This is a genomic window from Bacteroides sp. 3_2_5 (assembly GCF_000159855.2).
GTDB lineage: Bacteria > Bacteroidota > Bacteroidia > Bacteroidales > Bacteroidaceae > Bacteroides > Bacteroides fragilis.
The window spans coordinates 371,986-390,182 of record NZ_JH636045.1; the positions used below are offsets into that span (position 1 = coordinate 371,986).

Sequence of the window (18,197 nt, forward strand, 5' to 3'; positions counted from 1 at the left end):
GTTAGAAAAAGATGCCCAGTGAACAAGCGACATACCGGGTCGTTCCACTTTTTTTATAATATGCGGCCTGCCATTGAACCGACAAAGACAGATTATATTGTTTCATAATAGGATAATCCCCTTGTAAACGAATACCTACCATCCCATAGCTATCGGACAAATAGTCGATATTCGCCAACAAAGCTTGAGAGGCCGACTTCGCAAGATTCAGCCCCGGTAAAGAATGTTCGGCCGATAAATTGGCATAATACCCGCCATTGGCCTCCGCAGTCAATCGTAACAGCCTCTTCTGATACTGCAAACGGGCACGTAAAGAGCTCTCCAGAGCCGACAGATGAACAAACCGGGATATAGCGCTGTAATCTGTTTCCGACCGATGAAAAATTATACTTGGAATGATTGCTCCTCCCCATACTGACTTATCGGTCAAAAGCCTCTCCCATAAACCGCTGGCAGCAATCTGACAATTCGTGACTTTCATTCCCGGAGATGTACTGATTAATGCACCATAAGAACTTCCGCCTGCCTCACCGTACAGATTCTCCGTCCCTTTACGGACTGTATAGCCTGCATCCAGCTTTACTGCAAGGTGCTCCGACTGCTGAAGTTTTCGCATCCAAGTCACATTCCCTTTCAAATCCGTTGTTGCCAAATTCAATAAAGTAAGATTATTGGCATTGCTTAATTTCTTGTCCATCGACATGCGATCGACCGAAACAGTGGCAGATATGCCTTTCTCCGTATCAACCGGCAGGATACCTATACTTCCTCCCCACCCGGTACCTTGATGCTTCGTTCCAGTCTGATTTCCGGCAAAACGCACATAATCCATACCCAATCCCAACATATGGTATACTGAAGTAGAGCCTTTATCCGCAAGGAACGAAATCTCACTTTTCTGCTGATAAAGCCGGAAATCTGTAGAAACTCCCAAACGATACGCTCCCAAACGATATCCTGCTCCCAAAGCAAAAGAAAGATCGGAAGCTGTATTACGCGGACGCGGATCTTTATCCCGATAATTATGGGAAGCCCTATAACCACCAGTGATTCCCCACGTCCAAGAACCCGACTCACTGGCGTAACCTCCATTGAAATAGTAAGTTTCTCCTTTCAAAAAACCTCCAATAGAATCACCGGTCACGTAAGGAGCAATCAGTCTCCAGTCTATATTTTCGTTCCATAGCACATTCTCCTGTTTCTCACTCCTGTATCCTGCTGAACCGAATACACGATCACGTCCCGAAAGAATGACGAAAGAGTGAACATCCACCCCGATATGGGTATCCTTATCACCTTCCTGTTTCAAAGATGCTTTTCCTTTATCATGATAAGCTCCATTTACGTCCAACCTTGTCCATGTATACGGAGTATAGTAATAATAAAGTGCCGGATTCCTCCATACCTCACCACGAAATCCGGTCGCAAATGAAGCGGTACGGATTACCTTATCGGACAGGGAGAGTGTGTCGGCAGTCTGCCCGAAGGCTTCCTGCCGACTCTCCACAAATAAAGCAATCAGCAACGTAATGATAATTCGGATTCGCATCATGAATAATAAAGATTTATATATCAATAAGATGGATTCAATTATTTGTTAAATAGGCTCGGAGTGGCTGCAGGTGTAAAATCAACAGTAGAATTATTTGTATCCTGCAATACTTCACGCTCACCATCCTTATAGGCTACTTTACGCATTACGCATTTTCCGATGTTTTCTGCAATAGTATTGTTCACACCGACATAAGTATGTCCCATATCCAATCCGGTAGAAGTAACATTCCACTGCCATTCATTGGAAGCCCCTACGTTTACGGCATCAATTATCCATTCATTGGGGAACTTATATTTGCTTTGGGGTTTGCTGGCTGTCCCGTTTTGCATGATATACGTATAATTGTATGCATAGTCTGAAATATACTTTTCTTTTGTCATGCCTTGGGGCAATCTGCCGATAGCATAAGCACGATTTCCTTGTTTATTCAACACCCAGATAGTCTTGGAATAACAATAATAAATATCCAGATTGGGAACAGCCGGATTATCCACATCTTGTTTTGACTCTATGTACCACTCAAAATTGGCCTTACTTAAATCTATTGAATTCGGATTAGCCTCTTTATGATTGATCGCATTGTCACACAGAATAAAAGATTCTCCCGGTTGTACCGGATGATCCGTTCCACTGCCCGGCACCGCTACAACAGAACCTACTGCAATGGCTTCATTCATAATATCCGGATCTACCGACTGGTATTTTTGGGTAGTTTGGAATTGTGATTCCATAAAGATCAATCCATCGGCATACAAAACTTTATCCGAGTTGTTATAGATACGTACATACTGATCGCCATTATATTGCTTTCCAGCTTCATTATAGGTTCCGGGAATAAATATCTCGGCAATCACAAAACCGGGCTCGCCTGTATTGAGTACATGAACCGTCAGTTCCAACTTGCATGATCCTCCGGAAACAGTCACATTCTGCTGTACTCCCTGTACATCGACCTCCACGGAAGTTCCATTTTGTGAATAAGTACCTTTACCTATAAAAGTCACATTATACAATCCATCTGCCAATTCAATGCTTTGGAGCGGATAGGCAACGTCTGTCTTAACCGATGTATTTATATTTTCAAAAGTATAGGTTCCACCGGTCAGCTGCAGGCCCTCGATAGTGGTATCTACAGTAGTGGTAATGCTTACAGTGGATATATTTACTTTGTCATCATCACTACATGCGGTAAATCCCAGCATGGTCGCAAAAAGGATTGCCATTGTCAATTGATTCTTTTTCATTTTCATTTCTATTTTGTTTTATTGTTCATTTACTAAAAAGTCAGGTTCATCTCCATACCGAAATAAGGCGACTCGGAGGTTCTCCGCTGCAACACACCCCGTAGGGTATAATCAGGATAAATACCTAAAAGCCGGTTTACATAAAAAGCCAGGTTCAGATATTTACCGATCCGCTTACTCGCCTTCAGATTGATATCCATATAAAAAGGTACGGTGGTACGCTCAAAATAGGTAGCCGAATATTTCTCTACCAGATGCTGTAACTGAATATTGTTTTTATCTTCTTCACGAAATAGATGTGTTTCACCGGATTGGTCGATATAGCTGACCGGAACGCCATTATTCCATAAGTTCCGTCTGTTGGTATACCAAGTACATTGTGCCGATGTGGAGAAAGTAAGTCCCAAACGCTGTATATAAGTATCAAACATAAAATTCGTATTGAATGCCTGACTTTCTGTCCCGTTCTCCCCCTGGTACAATCCCACATATTTCAACTGTTTGTTGTCTAGCAATATAGAAGAGGCCTTGTATTTGGGAGAATCCGAACTATAAACTGTCTTTATCCAAGCTCCATACACTGTGACACGAGTCTTAAGCGATTCAATTCGTCTGGAAGCGAACTGAAACTCCACTCCTTCTTTATGCACCTTCATTCCATTTCCTTGCGTGGAATACACATCCAGGTTGTATTCATTGGCATAAGTCAACTGAGAAAGTTCGGGAGGGGCTGTCAAAGCCGAACCATCGATACTTGCCGGATCATATAACTTATATGCCAATGATTTATAGTATGTGAGGTCATCAAAAGCATTATTCATCCGTTCGCGGAAATAAGTCGCCGACAAACGGTTTCCCTTGTAACCAATATCCGCCCGCACTTCCCATTTCATGTTACGTGCCGGTTCCAACTGATAATTAGTATTATCCCATTTATACGTCATCATATTGATGCGGCGATAATCCGGATGGTTATGATAATAATTCAATTGAATCAAATCCACATACTTGAAGTCCGGATACAGCTGTGCGGTAGTCGGCATACGGCTGATCCAGCCCAGACCTCCCGAAAAGGCAATATTCCATCCGTTGGATGTAGGCAAACTCCATTGCAGATCCAGACGAAGGTCTGGATAGATCTTACCCTGCATCTCATATTTGCGGTCCAGCCCCAATAAAGACTGCAAACGGATACCGGCTGTAAAAGCCAATTTATGCCTTTTTACGGGAAGATTCAACACCTCTTCGGCATAGAAAGCAAAAGGTTGCAGTCCCGGTATATCTTTAAAACGGCGCGGACGCGTACTTAAACCTTCACTGATAGGTCGCGTCACATCAAATACCTGGCCTTTCCCCAAATTCTTCTGGTAGTTCCATTCCACTCCCAAATTCATCCTATTTTGCAGTCCACCCAGTGGAAAAGCCAAATGTGTACGTGCGGAAACCGTGACATATAAAGGTTTACCGTCAATCTCCATCTGTGCCACATAATTATAAGGCAGATAGATACCGTCAGATTCTCCGGTCTCTGTCTGAGTGGCAATGGCAGCCGGACGATTCAGAGAGACGGATTTTGTTTCACGCATCTTCTCCCACTGCCAACTAACAGAGGTTGCCGCATGAATCTCACGAATCCACGAATGATTCGAAAATTTCAGATTCCATTTTCCCGCCATTTTGAAGCTGCTAAAGTCTGATTTATAGGAGTCTTCCTTTACTGTCGCATCTTTATCCCTCTTTGCATCATCAAACGAACCGGTATAATCGGTACTGAGATTCCAGTGAATATTGCGTTCATTCCATAACCACTTTCCATCCAGACGGGCGGAAGCTGTGAGGCGGGTATAGTTTTTCACACTATTGCGGGGATCTATCTTTGAATCCAGATAACTCAAATCGGTATTCAAAACATAACGTCCGTTCCCATCCAACCGGAATCCTTTGCCTACAGAAAACAGCTTACTGGTCTTATCGGCTTTGAAACGTGCGGATAACGGACTTTCACTGGTTTTACGCTGAATAATCACCGCACCGTTTGCCACGTTACCGTAAGCTACCGAAGGAATACCACGAATGATCTCCACCTTTTCAATATTATCAGTCGGGATAGTACGCATGTCCACCCCTTTTGACATCGTACTCGTCGCATTTACGGCAGAAGTGCTACTCGGCATATATTGCAGATTCGCATCCGTATTCTGAAAAATACCATCAATATAGAATCCGACTCCCAATGAAGAGATATCTTCCGTCTTACCCGTTTCACGTATACGGATCAGATTAGCCTGTCCCATCTGAGGATCAGCCGATTTTCCTCCGGGCACCAATTCCATCAAATCACTGAAACTGCTGGGTTGAAGATGTTTCATGGCGGTACGGTCAACTATGGAAGCACTGGTCGCACGCTTTGATTCGGAAGCAGTCACTACCACTTCGTTCAGCGCCATGTTCGAGGGCTTTAAATAAAATATATCAGAAGTATTTCCCACAACCTTAATTTCTTTCTCGGTAGAATCATATCCTAAATAAGATATGATAATCCGATAGGTCCCAGGATGGATATGAAGAAGTTCAAAATGTCCGTTTGCATCTGTTATTCCTCCATAAGCAAATTGCTTTTCCACAAACAACTGAATGGTGGCATAATCCAATCCCTTATGAGTCTGTTCATCCAATACAGTACCTCGGAATGCAAATGTCTGTCCCCACGCAAGAGATACATTGCAGCAAATTAGAAAAGAAAAAAATGTATATGCAATTTTACGAATCATCTTACTTTCTATTAGCTCGCAAAAGTATAAGATATCCGCAGCAGAGGCAATACCAAAAATTAGGTATAATAGTGTATCTATTCACAAATAGGATACCTACATTTAGGTGTTTACTTAACAATCATCAACGTAGATACAGATACTCTGCCAGACAACGTAGCAATCACCTCTTCCGGCAGTCGATCGGCAAAGTGTAAGACGGTTATCACCTTTTTTACATAACAGAAATCATATCCGGCCGGCTCCATCACTTCGTATAGAAAACAAGATTACTACAGGGGATAATAGACGAAGCGCCCCCTAACAATGGATGTTTATTGTTAGGAGACGCTTTATCCGTCTTGCCTGTCGGCAGAATGTAATACTTTTTAGAGTCTGTTCAGATGATTCTTACCTGTCGACCGTATACTCGGATTTCCTTTATAAGAAATTTCTCCACTACCTTGGATATTGGTTTCAAGTGTCTTCGTGGCTGTACAGGAGATTTCCCCTGATCCATTGACATGAGCCGTTACATTTTCAGCATCCAGTTTTCGCGCACTGAGTTCTCCCGACCTGTTCAAAACCAACGTGGCATTACAAGCAGAACCCGACAAAGTCATGTCTCCTGAGCCATCCAACTGTCCGGATACGCTATTGGCACGAATATCCAATACATCCATATCACCCGAGCCACTCAACTTTGCCGTTACAGTCGATGTGATATTAGTACTTCCAACTTTCAAGTCACCCGATCCCTGAAGCATCGCACTGATTTCGCTTCCGGTAACACCTGCTACTTTCAAATCACCGGAGCCTTGCAAATTCAGATTCACACTTTTAGCACGAAGCTGCCCCTTCACGTCAATGTCACCCGAACCTTGCAACAGGGCAGAAAAATCACCGTTGCAAGTTATACTTTCCGCAACAATATCACCTGAACCTGTCAATGATACATCCAGCCCTTCCACTTTCAGACTTCCTAAATGGATATCGCCAGAACCTTGCAAAGAAGCGCTCTTCAGCATCGGACTGGAAACCAAGATTTTCAGTCGTCCCTCTTTACCATAAGAAATATTGGTACGTGACTTCATATTCACTATCAACGTACTTCCTTCTACACGGCACTCCACCAAATCGACCAAATTATCCGATCCTGCAATTTGTACTTTGGATGCTCCCGGGGACTGCGTATATTCAATCGTGGGACTTCCTTTCAAATAAATCTGATCAAACCGGGTCACTTTGATATTCTTTGTTATATACTTACCACTTGCTGTGATCACTCTCTGTGCATTTACCATAGTTGCCGACATCAGTAATGACAAAAAAAGAAATACACAAATCCCTTTATTACAAATTGCTTTCATATCGATTATGTTTTTTGATTATAGCTATTAGACGTTACAACAACACAAAACGTTGCATGGCCGATCCTCTTTTTTTGAAAATAGGTAACGCAGTATCTTTTTTAGTAGAGTTCCAACCCAAATTCTTCCTTCAACTGTAACAATGCATTATTCTTTTGAGCCATCATCTGAAACTTTTCCACACGACTGACAGCACGTACATTTTCGGTTGCTTCACTGACGCGGACAGTCATTGTCACCTTACGATTCTTCAGCGAACCACGCAAGTAAGCTTGTATACCGGGAATCAGAGCCGTGAAATCTTTCGCAACGATTTCATTATCTACCACCACCTCAAAAGTCGTGTCGTTGAGCAATGACAAACGCATATTCTGCATACGCATGGCTATCGCCTTTTGTTCGATCGGCATACGTCCGGCATACTCCTGCCAATAATAATTCAGATCCCGTTCGTTAAAAATAAAATCTTCTTCGATCTGCTGCGTCGACATCTGAGCAGTATGGACAACACCCGCTCCCCGCTGTTCTTCCTCCTTTTGCGGATGCTTGATGGAAAGTCCAAGACTGGACTTTTTCATGACAGGAATCTTCTTTTCCTCTTTAAATTGAGCCATCCGTACCGCATCGGGCATAGCACCCGATGGAGAAACTGCTCCACCCGGACGTACATTGACAGCCGGAGAACTGCCAGCCTGTTGAGACACAGCCTGCGGAGCAACAGGTGTAGCAGCATTCATACTCTGAGATGGTGAAGCAATAGGTGCTACCTGAGGCTGCTGAGCAGCGGCGGGTTGCGTGAAAACGGGTTTTATAGCTTGTTTAGGGCCACGCCCACCACTACCATCATCCCCCTCGACGGTAAGCTGCGCAACTTGTATCAAAGTCAGTTCCACCAGCAAACGCTTGTTTTTGCTGGCACGATAATTCATGTCACAATCATTGCAAAGCTTCATGGCCCGGTACAAGAAAGGTAACGCACACTTCTGCGCTTGTTCCTGATAGCGTTGACGAATACCGGCACCTACCTCAAGCAACTGGAGCGTGGCGGCATCTTTACTAACCAGCAAGTCGCGGAAATGAGATGAAAGTCCGGTAATAAAGTGACTTCCGTCGAATCCCTTGTTGAGCACATCGTTAAAAAGCAACAAGGCATCGCTCACTTTATTCTCAAGAAAACAGTCTGTCAAACGGAAGTAATACTCGTAATCCAATACATTGAGATTCTCAATCACACTCTTGTAGGTGATATTTCCTCCGGTGAAACTAACCACCTGATCAAAGATAGAGAGAGCGTCACGCATACCCCCATCCGCTTTGAGCGCAATCACATTCAAGGCTTCAGGCTCCGCCGTGATTCCTTCTTTAGACGCTACGTAAGTCAAATGGTTCACAGTATCGTCTACGCTGATACGGTTAAAGTCGTAAATCTGACAACGCGACAAGATGGTAGGAAGAATCTTATGTTTCTCTGTTGTTGCAAGAATAAATATGGCGTGGCGGGGAGGCTCTTCAAGTGTTTTCAGAAAAGCATTGAATGCCGAAGCTGACAACATGTGTACCTCGTCAATGATATATACTTTATATTTGCCAATCTGGGGCGGAATGCGTACTTGCTCCACCAACTGACGGATATCGTCTACCGAGTTATTGGACGCCGCATCCAGCTCGTGAATATTGTACGACCGTTGCTCGTTGAAAGCGACACACGACTCACATTCATTACAGGCTTCGCCATCTGCCGTAAGGTTCATACAGTTAATGGTCTTGGCAAAGATACGTGCACAAGTCGTTTTACCCACTCCGCGCGGTCCGCAGAACAGGTAAGCATGCGCCAGTTTCTGAGTGGCGATAGCATTTTTCAGTGTAGTGGTCAGTGCCCGTTGTCCCACAACCGACTCAAAAGTGGAAGGGCGGTATTTACGGGCGGATACGATATAGTTTTCCATATTCCGGATAATCTCTATTTTTTGAGTTTGTGCAAATGTACGCAAAAAAGTGCAAGGATAAAAAAGGAAGCGAAATAAGTTTTAGAGCGGAAATGATACGTTTTAAGTTATTAGTTTTATCTTTGCAACTGGAATTAATGAGAAAATCATGGGCAAATTAATCACTATCTGGGAGTTCATAGGCAGACATAAATACTGGATTACCGTCGTGGCATTCGGTGTCATCATCGGATTTCTGGACGAAAACAGTATGATCCGCCGCATCGGCTACGCACGCGAAATCAGCCGCTTGCAGGGAGAGATTGATAAATATCGCGCAGAATACGAAGAGAATACGGAGCGCCTCAACGAACTGAGTACCAATCCCGAAGCTATCGAACAGATAGCGCGCGAAAAATACCTGATGAAAAAGCCCAACGAAGACATTTACGTATTTGACGAGGAAGAATGAAACAACTGATACCCGCACTTTTCGCCGTAGGCGCAGTAATGGCCCTCATAGGGGCCGCTGTCTTTATCACCGGATGGGTCTATGCACCTTATATATATACCATCGGGGCAGGTTTTGTCGCATTGGCTCAGGTGAATACTCCGCTTCGGGCTAAAAGCAAGACGCTCCGCCGACTGCGTATCCAGCAGATCTTCGGTGCATTAGCACTGATATTGACAGGAGCTTTTATGTTCACCACACGTGGCAATGAATGGATTGCCTGCCTTACTATCGCAGCCATACTGGAATTATACACGGCATTCCGTATTCCGCAGGAAGAAGAAAAAGAACTTTCCAAATAGAATTTGTTTTCCGATAGGTAAGACAGAGCTTTGGTCAACAAGACAACAGTCGGCAGGATGCCGCATTATCATTTTAAATGAATGACCACCGTAGTATCTCGTTTAAATTCGAAACAACACTTTTCATACGAAGGAGCTCCCATGATACCCTCGGCATCATTGCTGAATCCAAATTTCTCTAAAGGGCGCCCGAATGAACCGGTGTCTAACTTTCCATTTCCGTTTTCATCCTGAAAGAGGGAGATGGCATAGGTCCCGGCAGGAATTCCTTTACAAGGTATTGTCATTGTACGGTCTTTCACAGCCACCCGAAAACCGAAAAGAGGTTTCTTCATAAAGTTCTCTTTGGACGAATAGATAGCCACATAAAGAGTTCCCTCCACATGTTCCACGTCTTTAACTGTTAATGTCAGACTTTGACCGGATACGGCCACACTTGCTAATACTACGATAATTGAAATAATCATTGTTTTCATAATGGTATAATATTTAAAAATTAGAAACATCATAAGCTACCTTCTTACCCAATGTGATATACACTCCCAGATAGAAAAAGTGGTCGCTTGAAGTACGGACAGCCTCTCCGTCGATACGCCCATATTCATTCTTACGTCCCAGCAGATTGGTGGCAGAAGCATGTACAATCACTTTTTTGCCCGCCAGAACCGTAATACCCAAATCGAGAGAATGATAGGGTTTTACTTCATCATTCATCAGTCCGGACAGTTCCGGATTGTGGTAGGGACGCCCGCTTGCCACCCCATCGGTCACGCTAAAGATGGTTCGCAATCGGGGAACACTGTATTTCAACACCAGCGATGCGTTATGACGGGTGGCATACTGTGGCACCGTAAGTTCTGTATACTCCCGATATTTACGTTTCGAGAGGTTATAAGAGTAAGACAAACGGTACTCAAAATTCTTCCACAGGGCATTGTCACAAAAATACAGGTCAATACCTTTACTGTATCCATATCCATCAGGAGTGATACCGTCCGGAACCGATAATTCCAGTTTCTTATAATTTTTATAATAGAACTCTGCTTTGTAAAACCGGCCTCCCTGTTCATATTGGAGACTAAAAAGAACTTGTCTGCAAACATTAGAAGGCAAAGAGATATTCCTTATCAGATAGTCGTTTTCCGGAAGTTGGGTATATTGCCCTGCTACGACCGACACCAGCAGATGATTCCACGTATAACTGACAGCAGCCCGGGGAGACCAGTTCATTGTCCGGTTTAACGAAGTATATTCGGGGCGGAGAGATATTTCAGTTTTAAGATTCTCCGACAGATAAAAAGCAGACGAAAGAAATCCGGCATAGATAGTGGGATACATTTGATGCATATCACGCAATGTTTCCAACTGATAGTGGTTCCGATAAGAACGCACAAAAGTCTCCACACCCATATCCAGACGCAACCGCGAAGTAAACAGTTTGAAGAACTTTGCTTTCAGATGGAACTCTTGTTGGCGTTCGTTCCATACATCCCGGTCCTTCACTGCTCCTTTCACTTTCCGATCATAAAAAGAGTAGGCAGTTCCGATAAACCAATTCCAATCAAAAGCTGTACGTTTGCGGAATGTTGTATTGAGGTATATATTGTTTTCACCCAGGCCGAAAAGATGATGATCGATATCTGTGTAATTCGAAAAATCCGTACGATCATATCCCACATAAAATTTAAAAAGGGTCTTTTCATTCGGTGTGTAGCGAAATTGGGTCGCACCGGATAGCATGCGATACGGCCGTTTAAAATCTATGCGCGAAGGATAAACCCGATCATAAGGAACCAGATTCTGATAATCGAGATTCAATGACAATGAGGATCGATTGAAAGCCCGTGTACCGCCTCCACCCATTCCGACAGTCGAAACATTCATCCCGAACTTATTAACCGTACTATAGTCTTTGGTCTCCAAAGGAAGAACAGCAGACAAAGCCTCTCCATACTCCTGCGACTGTCCTCCGGAAGCCAGATTGACACCACTGAACATAAATGTAGAATAACGCCCGCGTGCAGGAGTATCAGTCCCGGTAGTAGTATAGGGATTCAACACATGCATGCCGTCTATATAGGTTTGTGTCTCGTTGCTGTTCCCTCCACGTACCAGTAAACGACCGCTTTCACCTTGGAGTTGAACCCCCGGAAGTGTTTGCAAAGCCCGGTATAAATCTCCGTTGGAACCTCCTACTGTTACCAGATCGACAGGTTGCAGATCACTCCAACGACTGTTGGCCCTCGGCGTCTTATGTGCTTTGATTACTACCTCGTCCAACGATATACTATCATTGAAAGTGGCCAGGAGAATGGTATCCGTAGCTACACTTTGTGCAGCGATCGGGAGCGAGAGTAACATCAGGCTCAATGCGGCTGGTACATAAAATCCTTTCATGGTGATCTGTTTGCTAACGTTTTCATCGGCAAACATAAAGGATTGGCACAAAGCAAAAAAATATCCGGGACGGACAGCCCGGATATGTGATAAGCAGCACCTCACGTGTGACGAACTGCATCCTTTTGTGATCAATAGTTAGTCGCCAGAGATACCTTCTATCAGTTCTTTAACCTGTTTCGAATAGCCTCGGGATACAGGTATCTCTTCCGGGCAACCCTCCAGAAGCAAACGATATCCCTGGGAGTTTCCATTCACTTTCACCACCTTACGGACGTTGACCAGGAAGGCCCGGTGACACTTCAGCACCAACGGACAAACGGCTGTTACTTCTTCTGCCTGCTTCATGGTTGCACGCAACAGACACTGAACGTTTTTACCTGCTTTCTGATAATTTACCCGGATGTAGTTTCCATTGGATTCTACATACAACAAGTCTTTAGAGTCCAATTCCAAGGATTCCCGGATGCCTCCTTGAAACAAAAGAAAAGGGCTGTCTTGTGTTGTTTCCACAGATTCGGCCGGCAATACCGAACGTTGCAAATGGAGATTCATCTCGGTAGCCTCTTTCAGATGAATGGCCAACAGTCTATTTTGATTCAACAAAATGAAAAGTACAGTAGGAAAAAGTCCGATGACCAAAGTGAATAATGCAAAGGCACAAAAGACATCCCAACGTAATCCCCAACCAAAAACGAGAGTAGAATAAATCCAGTTCCCGATAGCTATAAAAAAAAGTATCTGTAACAGATTGACAATCTGTTTCCACACAGTCCATGTTTCTTCTTTATAGAACTTCGGAAACAGTTTGCCAAAGACATACATCGGAATACTCAGAGATACTGCTGTCACGCCCATAAAGCCCACAAGTATCCAGAACTTATGCTGCCTAATGCCGGATATCCCAAATGGCTGTAAAACCAGTAATATCAGAAATACAACCAGGGAAGAAATCAACACAACCTTCCATCTTTGATATGCAACCGGATAAGGGCTTTGCAGGTATCTTCGTATTTTTTCACCCCAATGACTTCCCATATATTGTATTTTATTCGCTTTCCCTGCAAAGTAATATAAAATATCGGACAGATACGATAAACAGGGAGATTATCTTAACTAAAAAAAGAGGCAACCCGGTAATTGGAATTGCCTCTTCTATTCTATAGTATAGTAAACCGATTTTATTTCTTAGCCACAGGAGTATATCTTGCGTTAAGTCCGTCTACGATCTCTTTAGTAATGTTCAGTGTGCTATCGGCATACAGCAGATTATCAAAGCTGGTATTGCTGATAATCAGGTTATAACCTTTTGTTTTATTATATTCTTTCAGAAAAGCGTTAATAGAGTCACGCAGAATCTGACTGTTTTTAGCATTCTCCGATGCCATCTCTGTAGCCAGTTTGTTCTGCAGAGCCTGCAAATCCTGTTCCAATTTACCTAAGCGTGCATATTCCTGCTGTGCTCTTTCCGGAGAAATAAAAGCATTACTTTCATATTTCTTCTGGAATTCCTGTTGAGATTTACGCAGTTCATTTGCTTTCTGATTCAGCACCATGCGGCTGTTCTCCTCCTTGCTGATCATGTCAGCATTCAGGTCTTTGCAGAAATTATATTGAGACAACAAAGTATCTACTTCTACATAAGCGATTTTCAAACCAGAAGTGGCATTTGCATTTCCGGAAGCGGCAGGAGCAGCAGCATTATCAGCTTTACCAGCGCATTGTGAAAAAAGAAAGAGGAATGCAAGAGCAGCAAATCCGTTAATGAGGTAATTCATTCTCTTCATACTTGTAAAATATAGTTTTTTAATTAATTAGTTCATACTATCGTTTAAGGCTTTTTCAATTTCATCAATAGAAAAACGTCGTTTCTTCTGTGCTTCCCGGTCTTGGGACTGTGCACAACTTATGCCTCTCTCCCTTAACGCTTTATTGCCGCTGACGTGCCCGTTGGGAAATTTTCCACCCTTTGTAAAAAAGACTTTTATGCCTAATAAACCAAGGCAAATAGCAACTATTAACAGAGTTATCAGTATTGTATAGAGCATTTCTATTAATTTTGTGGGTGCAAATATAGACTTTTGTACTGACTAAGCCTCCTTTTTTACCATAAAAAAAGAGAAACGAGTTCAAAATTCGCAAGTAAATTAACCATATTTAGCAATAAGGGGTTAAAATTGAATTTTTAATTCCATAAAAAGAAAAGAGAATGGAAAAATCAGAACTGAAACCGGCCGGTGTATTTCACTTCTTCAATGAAATCTGCCAGGTGCCCCGTCCTTCAAAGAAGGAAGAGAAGATGATCGCCTATTTAAAGGCGTTCGGAGAAAAACATAATTTAGAAACCAAAGTAGACGAAGCCGGCAACGTGCTTATCAAAAAACCGGCAACACCGGGTAAAGAAAATCTGAAGACAGTGATTCTACAATCGCACGTAGACATGGTGTGCGAAAAGAATAATGATACGGACCATGACTTCCTAACCGATCCCATCGAAACGGAGATTGACGGAGAGTGGATGAAAGCCAAAGGAACAACCTTGGGAGCCGACAACGGCATCGGAGTAGCGACCGAACTAGCCATTCTGGCTGACGACAGTATTGAACACGGTCCTATCGAATGTCTGTTCACTGTAGATGAAGAGACAGGACTGACCGGCGCTTTCGCCTTGAAAGAAGGCTTTATGAGCGGAGAAATTCTGCTTAATCTCGACTCGGAAGACGAAGGTGAACTTTACATCGGTTGTGCGGGCGGTATTGATACAGTGGCCGAATTTCAATATGAAAATGAAATGACACCCATCAGCCACCTCTGCTTCCGCATAACCGTTAAAGGTCTGAAAGGCGGACACTCCGGAGGGGATATACATCTGGGACGCGGTAATGCCAACAAGATACTGAACCGGTTTCTCTATCAGATGATGACTACTTACCAGGAGGACTTCCACCTCTATGAATTCAACGGAGGTAATCTGCGTAACGCCATTCCGCGTGAAGCTTCAGCTGTATTCTCCGTGCCCGAACATTACAAACATGACATACGTACAGCCTTGAACGTATTCACCGCCGAAATCGAAAACGAACTTCATCGGGTGGAACCGGATCTGAACATTCTTCTTGAAACAGAGCCGCACCGCGACTGGTCCATCGACTCGAGTACTTCCTATCGGCTGATTACTTCGCTATACGGTTGCCCGCACGGAGTATATGCCATGAGTCAAGATATTCCGGGACTGGTAGAAACTTCAACAAACCTGGCATCTGTAAAAATGAAGCCGGAAAACACCATCCGTATCGAAACCAGCCAGCGCAGTTCTATCCTTTCTTCTCGCGACGATATAGCAACAACGGTCCGTGCCGTATTCAGACTCGCCGGTGCTCAGGTCAACTGGGGTGAAGGTTATCCGGGATGGAAACCCAATCCGGATTCGGAAATCCTAAAAGTGGCGGAAGAGTCATATAAACGCCTGTTCGGTGTTGATGCCAAAGTAAAGGCAATCCATGCAGGACTGGAATGTGGCTTGTTCCTCGACAAATATCCTGCCCTGGATATGATTTCATTCGGCCCCACCTTGACAGGAGTTCACTCTCCGGACGAACGGATGCATATTCCTTCGGTAGATAAATTCTGGAAACATCTGCTGGATGTGTTGGCACATATTCCGGCTAAGAACTAAAGCTATTTCACCACAGAGGACACAGAGTTACACAGAGGAGACGGGTAATTGTTGATTATTAACAAAAAGGCTCTGTGTCACTCCGTATTACTCTGTATTACCCTGTATTACTTCGTGTTACTCTGTGGTGAACTTCAACCGAACAGCATTTAAAAGGAATCCAATCTATGCTCCGTCTCTTCTTCATATTACTTATTTCCCTCTCTTCCCTTTTTCTTTCTGCACAGAATCGACCTCCTTTCCGTGTCGTCTTTTGGAATACCGAAAACTTTTTCGATACCCGACATGATTCACTGAAAAACGATATGGAATTTCTGCCCCATTCAATGCGTCACTGGAACCACCGACGATATAAAAAGAAATTAGATAATGTAGCCCGAACACTCACAGCCATCGGAGAATGGAATTTTCCCGCATTGATAGGTCTCTGTGAAGTGGAAAACGATACAGTTATGCGTGACCTGACCCTTTATTCCCCACTGAAAGAAGCCGGTTATCGGTACGTGATGACCCACTGCTCCGATCTGCGCGGCATCAATGTGGCATTACTGTATCAACGTGACCGGTTCAAACTTCTATCCTACTCTGCCCTCTCCGTCGGAAATTTCAAAGGTCATCGCCCGACAAGAGATATTCTGCACGTCAGCGGATTACTGCTCACAGGCGATACGCTGGACATAATGGTGGCACACCTCCCTTCCCGCTCAGGCGGAGTACGACAGTCGGAACCTTACCGGCTTTACGCTGCACAAAAGTTAAAGGATGCGGCAGATAGTCTTATCAATGTACGTCCCTCCGCCAAACTGATCATTATGGGGGACTTTAACGATTATCCTACAGATAAATCAGTAGTACAAGTGCTACAGGCACTGTCTCCCGAAGTGAGTACCCATCATGACCGACTTTACCACCTGCTGGCACGAAAGGCAAAAGACCGTAACTTCGGTTCCTATAAGTATCAGGGTGAATGGGGACTACTGGACCATCTCATCGTATCAGGAACGCTACTTGATATTTCGGGCACACTCTTTACCGAAGAAAAAAAGGCAAACGTAGCACGCTTGCCCTTCCTTCTGACAAAAGATGAAAAGTACGGAGGCATGCAACCCTTCCGAACCTATGTCGGAATGAAATACCAGGAAGGATACAGCGATCACTTACCGGTGTATGTCGATTTTGAAACCAATCAATCCGAATATTGATATACCTTTAGTTCAAACTTCGGTATCATCGCAAAAAAGTGATCAAAGATATCGGACTGGATACGTTCGTATTCTTTCCAGATTTTATTGCGGGAAAAGAAGTAAATTTGAATAGGTACTCCATATTCCGTAGCTTCTTTTTGACTGATAATCAAGTCAAGATCCTGATTGACCACGGGCAGGCTGCAAAGATAACGTTCTACATACACCCTGAACACCTGCGAGTTAGTGGGAATCACTCCTTCCTCCGGCTGATAATCGGCCAGCAAAGGTATCTCCTTCCGAAAAGTATCAAGCATTTCGGGAGTACAGAATTTCAATGTAGTCAGGTCAAGAAAGATACTCTTCATCACCCGACGCCCTCCGGATTCCGTCATTCCCCGCCAGTTCTGAAACGAACCGTTGACCAGTGAATAGGGAGGGACAGTAGAAATGGTATTATCGAAATTCTGTATCTTCACCGTGTTTAGGGTTATTTCTTCTACAATCCCATTGGCATTAGTCGAAGGGATAGTCACCCAGTCACCGGGACGTATCATATCATTAGCCGATAACTGTATACCTGCCACGAAGCCCAGAATACTGTCTTTAAAAACCAACATCAGGATGGCAGCGGATGCACCTAATCCCGCAAACAATGTAGCAGGAGACTTATCGACAATGATAGCCACAATCACAATGCCTCCGATAAAGAAAACAAGTACCTGCAATACCTGGATAAAGCCCTTCATCGGCCGATCTTTCAACTTCTCCTTAGCACTGAGTATATCCAACAACATCAACAGACTACTGTTGAGAGCCAGCAACAAAGCAAAAATCATGTAAATAACACAGATCTTCTGCGAAACCAGCAGCAGCGTTTTTCCATGTACGAACGCCATAGGAAGAAGCATATACATCAGGATACCGGGAAGGATATGGATCAGGTGATGAATAACTTTATGTTTGACCATCAATGTATCCCATTTATAAGAGGTCTTCCGTGCCAGACGCTTCATCCCGCCTACAAAAATGGCCTGACAAAGATAATCCAGTCCGACCGCTATAAAAATCATCAGGATGGCAATAATCGTTTCATCAAAAGTATTTGCAATTTTAGGGTCTACCCCCCAACCGATAAGGATTTTGTTCATCCAGCTTCCTAAATCTATCATAACTATCGTCTTTATTTTAAAATGTTCATTCTATCCAAATAACACCTAAACAGGCTTTAGGTTTAGTCCAAATAAAAAAGGCTGCACTGAAAACGATACGTTCCAATACAG

The 18,197-nt window shown here is 43.7% G+C and carries 15 protein-coding genes; 4 read left to right on the forward strand and 11 right to left on the reverse strand.

Features of this window, described 5'->3' with window-relative positions; translation table 11 throughout:
• Position 1: 1 nt before the first annotated feature.
• The 5 genes from BSHG_RS03305 to BSHG_RS03285 all read right to left on the reverse strand — a co-directional run bounded on the left by BSHG_RS03305 (position 2) and on the right by BSHG_RS03285 (position 8,865).
• Positions 2-1,552 (reverse strand): DUF6850 family outer membrane beta-barrel protein, encoded by a 1,551-nt coding sequence (locus tag BSHG_RS03305; protein ID WP_008661081.1) that lies wholly within the window; start codon positions 1,550-1,552, stop codon positions 2-4.
• Between the two features lie 38 nt (positions 1,553-1,590).
• Complete coding sequence (locus tag BSHG_RS03300; RefSeq protein WP_005789215.1) at positions 1,591-2,805, reverse strand: DUF4876 domain-containing protein; 1,215 nt, start codon at positions 2,803-2,805, stop codon at positions 1,591-1,593.
• A gap of 26 nt (positions 2,806-2,831) precedes the next feature.
• Positions 2,832-5,570, reverse strand: a complete 2,739-nt coding sequence (locus tag BSHG_RS03295) for a TonB-dependent receptor (RefSeq protein WP_008661083.1) — start codon at positions 5,568-5,570, stop codon at positions 2,832-2,834.
• A gap of 368 nt (positions 5,571-5,938) precedes the next feature.
• Complete coding sequence (locus tag BSHG_RS03290) at positions 5,939-6,919, reverse strand: GIN domain-containing protein (RefSeq protein WP_008661085.1); 981 nt, start codon at positions 6,917-6,919, stop codon at positions 5,939-5,941.
• Positions 6,920-7,020: 101 nt separating this feature from the next.
• Complete coding sequence (locus tag BSHG_RS03285) at positions 7,021-8,865, reverse strand: DNA polymerase III subunit gamma/tau (RefSeq protein ID WP_005789221.1); 1,845 nt, start codon at positions 8,863-8,865, stop codon at positions 7,021-7,023.
• 148 nt (positions 8,866-9,013) lie between these two features.
• On the opposite strand from BSHG_RS03285, the gene BSHG_RS03280 reads away from it, so the two are divergent.
• On the forward strand, positions 9,014-9,316 hold the full coding sequence (locus tag BSHG_RS03280; protein WP_005789224.1) for an FtsB family cell division protein: 303 nt from the start codon (positions 9,014-9,016) through the stop codon (positions 9,314-9,316).
• Positions 9,313-9,657 (forward strand): hypothetical protein, encoded by a 345-nt coding sequence (locus BSHG_RS03275; protein ID WP_005789226.1) that lies wholly within the window; start codon positions 9,313-9,315, stop codon positions 9,655-9,657. Before BSHG_RS03280 ends, BSHG_RS03275 begins: the two co-directional genes overlap by 4 nt.
• Before the next feature lie 68 nt (positions 9,658-9,725).
• Here BSHG_RS03275 and BSHG_RS03270 read toward each other — a convergent pair whose 3' ends face one another.
• From BSHG_RS03270 to BSHG_RS03250, 5 genes are all read right to left on the reverse strand, one after another.
• On the reverse strand, positions 9,726-10,133 hold the full coding sequence (locus BSHG_RS03270; protein WP_008661089.1) for a DUF2141 domain-containing protein: 408 nt from the start codon (positions 10,131-10,133) through the stop codon (positions 9,726-9,728).
• 13 nt (positions 10,134-10,146) lie between these two features.
• The gene (locus BSHG_RS03265; protein ID WP_008661091.1) at positions 10,147-12,090 is read right to left on the reverse strand and encodes a TonB-dependent receptor plug domain-containing protein; all 1,944 of its coding nucleotides are present in this window, start codon (positions 12,088-12,090) and stop codon (positions 10,147-10,149) included.
• 102 nt (positions 12,091-12,192) lie between these two features.
• Entirely contained in the window at positions 12,193-13,092 is a 900-nt protein-coding gene (locus BSHG_RS03260) for a LytTR family DNA-binding domain-containing protein (RefSeq protein WP_008661093.1), read from the reverse strand.
• A 143-nt stretch (positions 13,093-13,235) separates the two neighbouring features.
• Positions 13,236-13,841 (reverse strand): OmpH family outer membrane protein, encoded by a 606-nt coding sequence (locus BSHG_RS03255; RefSeq protein WP_005789239.1) that lies wholly within the window; start codon positions 13,839-13,841, stop codon positions 13,236-13,238.
• Between the two features lie 27 nt (positions 13,842-13,868).
• Positions 13,869-14,102 carry a hypothetical protein gene (locus tag BSHG_RS03250; protein ID WP_005789240.1) on the reverse strand — a complete coding sequence of 78 codons (234 nt, stop codon included), beginning with the start codon at positions 14,100-14,102 and terminating at the stop codon, positions 13,869-13,871.
• A gap of 161 nt (positions 14,103-14,263) precedes the next feature.
• Between BSHG_RS03250 and BSHG_RS03245 the strand changes: the two genes are divergently transcribed.
• Complete coding sequence (locus BSHG_RS03245) at positions 14,264-15,730, forward strand: aminoacyl-histidine dipeptidase (RefSeq protein ID WP_005798834.1); 1,467 nt, start codon at positions 14,264-14,266, stop codon at positions 15,728-15,730.
• Between the two features lie 167 nt (positions 15,731-15,897).
• A complete protein-coding gene (locus tag BSHG_RS03240) occupies positions 15,898-16,932 on the forward strand; it encodes an endonuclease/exonuclease/phosphatase family protein (protein ID WP_008661095.1) in 1,035 nt (344 codons plus the stop codon).
• On the opposite strand, the gene BSHG_RS03235 is transcribed toward BSHG_RS03240, so the two are convergent.
• Entirely contained in the window at positions 16,917-18,086 is a 1,170-nt protein-coding gene (locus BSHG_RS03235) for a mechanosensitive ion channel family protein (protein ID WP_005789244.1), read from the reverse strand. The two genes, BSHG_RS03240 and BSHG_RS03235, sit on opposite strands and share 16 nt — an antisense overlap.
• Positions 18,087-18,197 lie beyond the last annotated feature (111 nt).